This is a genomic window from Bacillus sp. JJ1503 (assembly GCF_036965125.1).
Classification (GTDB): Bacteria; Bacillota; Bacilli; order Bacillales; family Cytobacillaceae; genus Cytobacillus.
In genome coordinates this window covers 37,379-40,829 of sequence record NZ_JBALOZ010000069.1, presented here as the reverse complement: position 1 = coordinate 40,829, position 3,451 = coordinate 37,379, and the positions used below count along the sequence as shown (strand labels likewise).

Below are 3,451 nucleotides of genomic sequence, written 5' to 3'. Positions count from 1 at the left end.
CTCACGAATGAAGAGGAGTTTCTGCAGGTGAAGAATGGAATAAAGGCGCCGCTGTTAGCCAACATGACAGAATTCGGAAAAACGCCTTATTTTCATGCTAACGAATTTGAATCATTTGGTTACAGCATGGTTATTTACCCAGTTACATCACTTCGAACTGCTGCAAAAGCAATAGAAGATGTTTTTACTGAAATTCGCAGCAATGGTACACAAAAGAATTACCTAAATAAAATGCAAACAAGAAAAGAACTTTATGAAACAATCAGTTACTATGAATTCGAAAAACTAGACTCGAAAATTGCAAAAACTATATTAACGGAAACATGAATGAGGGACATTTGGACGGGAACTATGTCCCAATTCAAACGAAGGCGGGACAATAAACCTGACCTCTTGTCCCTTTGAAAGTGGGTAAGTCATATTGGTTGATTTACGGAGTGATACGTTAACAAAGCCTACTGGGGCAATGAGAAGGGCAATGTATGAAGCGATAGTAGGCGATGACGGAAGAAGCAATCAAGACGGAAAAGGAGAAGACCCGACCGTCAATACCCTTGAAGACTTAGCAGCAAACATAACAGGGAAAGAAGACGCCATGTTTTGTAACAGTGGCTCAATCGGAAACATAATCGCTATGATGACTCACTGTATCAGAGGGGATATTGTAGCAATAGAGGAGAACAGCCATATATACAAAAGTGAAAGATCACCTTTCATGAAGAACTACTTTGGTTTACAACCAGTCTCTTATGAAACAGATGAGTTTGGGATTCCAAAAATAGAAAACCTCAAATCTATTTTTTTACAAGGAGAGACAAAGCTTTTATGCTTGGAGAATTCAAACAATTTCAAAGGCGGTACGTGTATGTCTGCTCAGGAGACAGAAGTGATCTGTAAACTGGCAAAAGAATGCAAGATTCCTGTTCATTTAGATGGAGCGAGAATATTTAATGCAGCTGCCTATTATAATCTATCAGTTAAAGAGCTAGTAGCCCCGGTTGATTCCATTATGTTTTGTGTTTCCAAAGGATTAAGCGCGCCGATCGGTTCCCTGCTTTGTGGAAGTAAAGAATTTATACAGCAGGCAAGAACAACGAGAAAGCTGCTTGGAGGAGGCATGCGTCAATCTGGTATTGTTGCAGCCGCAGGAATTCTTGGGATAACGGAGGAATCCCAAAGGTTAAAAGAGGATCATGAACATGCCTATTTACTCGCAAGCAAAATTGCGGAGAATAAAAATATTAAATTAAACCTCGGAATGGTTCAAACGAATATTGTAGTCGTTGATGTTTCGCCTAGTGGATATTCAGCAGGAAAATTTGAATCGGATCTTATGGAGCGTGGGTTAAAGGTTAAAAGCATGTCAGACAAATATGTTAGAATGACAACATACCGCGGTATAAGTAAAGATGATATAGAAAAAGCGGCAGAGATTTTTAATGGGTACTGTAATGAATTGTAAGGGACAATGGGACAGGAACCGTGTCCAATTAAGGAACGCGAGGACAAACTACTTCCAATCAATAACGAAGGCGGGACCATGAACCTGTCCCTCTGACCCACATAATTAGTGGTTGAATGTTTCAGAAGAATCTGATAAGATAGTATCAATTTCAAAGGCTATGTGTAACTGGCGAAAACGGATAACCGTGGGGGAGCACATAGTATCGATTAGCCGTTCGCCTGGGCAGAGGTAAGGGAGTTTATTCCCTTACCTCTTTGTGTATATACAGGAGGGATGGCTCAGAAAATTAATGGTTGATAAAGCTTTTAATTTCTATTATTGTAGAGATACAGATTTTTCCCAATATTTGAACGTTTTTAAAAAGTGAATAGGAAGAAAGCTATGATTGTTATGGGTCACACTATAGCAGGAGCAGCTTCTGGAGAGACTGCAGGTTGACTGCAGCGCCGAAGGGTTCAAAATCTCAGGCAAAAGGACAGAAGAATAACGAATGTATTGTGGTATTTGTTATTTTTTGATGTCTGAAGAGATTGGAGAACACCAGTCTCTTTTTTATTTTATTAGATTCCAAGGTTATAAATATACGATAAAGAGGAGAAGTGAAGATGAGCACAACAGTGGTAAATAAAGCAAAGACAATCAAAACATTAAATAACATCGCAGAAAGCGGACTAAAAGTTTTTAATAATCATTATACAATTGACAATGATAGTGAGAACCCTGATGCAATTGTTGTTCGCAGCTTTAATATGCATTCAATGGAATTCGGCAAACAATTAAAGGCTATTTCGCGAGCAGGAGCGGGCGTGAATAACATTCCGGTCGATAAGTGCACGGAGCAAGGGATTGTTGTATTTAATACCCCAGGTGCTAATGCCAACGCGGTGAAAGAATTGGTGCTGACTTCATTAATGGCTGCATCTCGTAACCTTTTTGCCGGAGTGAGCTGGGTTAAGACGTTAGCGGGCGAGGGAGAACAAATTCCAAAGCTTGTGGAAGCGGGCAAGAAGCAATTTGTTGGGAAGGAAATTAAGGGGAAAACTCTAGGCGTCATTGGGTTGGGAGCGATCGGCGCACTTGTGGCGAATGATGCGATTGAGTTAGACATGGATGTCATTGGGTTTGACCCATTTATCTCTGTTGATATTGCCTGGAAGTTATCCCGCAAAGTACAGCGGGCGATGACAATTGAACAGCTTTTTGCTGAATCTGATTATATTACCGTCCATGTTCCATTAACGGAAGATACAAGAGAAATGTTCAACGAAGCGACCTTTAGCTTAATGAAGGACGATGTCTATATTTTGAACTTTTCTCGAGGTGAATTAGTGAATGAAAAGGATATGTCAGCTGCCCTTGAAAGCGGAAAAGTAGGAAAGTATATGACAGATTTCCCAAATGAAAATGTAATGAAAATGAAGAACGTGATTCCAACCCCTCATCTTGGTGCTTCTACAGTTGAATCCGAGGAGAATTGCGCGATTATGGCAGCCCGCCAGCTAAAGGAGTTTCTAGAGACAGGGAATGTTAGAAACTCAGTGAATTTCCCCAATGCTGCTCTTCCTTATACCGGAAAACAGCGTGTGACGGCTTTCCATCAAAACATTCCAAACATGGTCGGAAAGATTACATCTGCTATATCAAACTATCATTTAAACATCGCCGACATGGTGAATAGAAGCCGTGGCGATTATGCTTATACCATTATTGATATTGATAATAATGTAGATAATGAAATTATGTTGAGTTTGGAAGAGATCATTAGCCAGATCGATGGAATTGTGACCGTTCGGATGATTTAATTGACAAAGACTAGCCCTCTTAAGGTGGGGGCTGGTCTTTTTTTGCCAGAAAGAGTTCATGAAGCTCGTTTTAGCAGGTTAAGATGGAAAACGGAAATCCATGAAGGGTTCATGAGGCTTGTTTTAGCAGGTTAAGATGACGGAAGCCATGAAGGGTTCATGAGGCTTGTTTTAGTAGTTTAAG

The 3,451-nt window shown here is 40.2% G+C and carries 2 protein-coding genes, 1 pseudogene and 2 riboswitches; all 3 genes and pseudogenes read left to right on the top strand.

Features of this window, described 5'->3' with window-relative positions:
• Positions 1-327, top strand: a pseudogene (locus tag V7149_RS06430) (methylisocitrate lyase); the annotation flags it as partial.
• Positions 328-421: 94 nt separating this feature from the next.
• Positions 422-1,462 (top strand): GntG family PLP-dependent aldolase, encoded by a 1,041-nt coding sequence (locus tag V7149_RS06425; RefSeq protein ID WP_335344822.1) that lies wholly within the window; start codon positions 422-424, stop codon positions 1,460-1,462.
• A gap of 154 nt (positions 1,463-1,616) precedes the next feature.
• Positions 1,617-1,696: riboswitch (ZMP/ZTP riboswitch) on the top strand.
• Between the two features lie 177 nt (positions 1,697-1,873).
• Positions 1,874-1,954: riboswitch (glycine riboswitch) on the top strand.
• A 116-nt stretch (positions 1,955-2,070) separates the two neighbouring features.
• Positions 2,071-3,267: a phosphoglycerate dehydrogenase gene (locus V7149_RS06420; RefSeq protein WP_335344821.1), complete on the top strand. Its 1,197-nt coding sequence runs from the start codon at positions 2,071-2,073 to the stop codon at positions 3,265-3,267.
• The last annotated feature ends 184 nt before the right edge of the window (positions 3,268-3,451 follow it).

What these genes read in the sequence shown, in the direction of transcription:
- V7149_RS06420 (WP_335344821.1), top strand. Translation starts at nt 2,071, where the DNA reads ATGAGCACAACAGTGGTAAATAAAGCAAAGACAATCAAAACATTAAAT.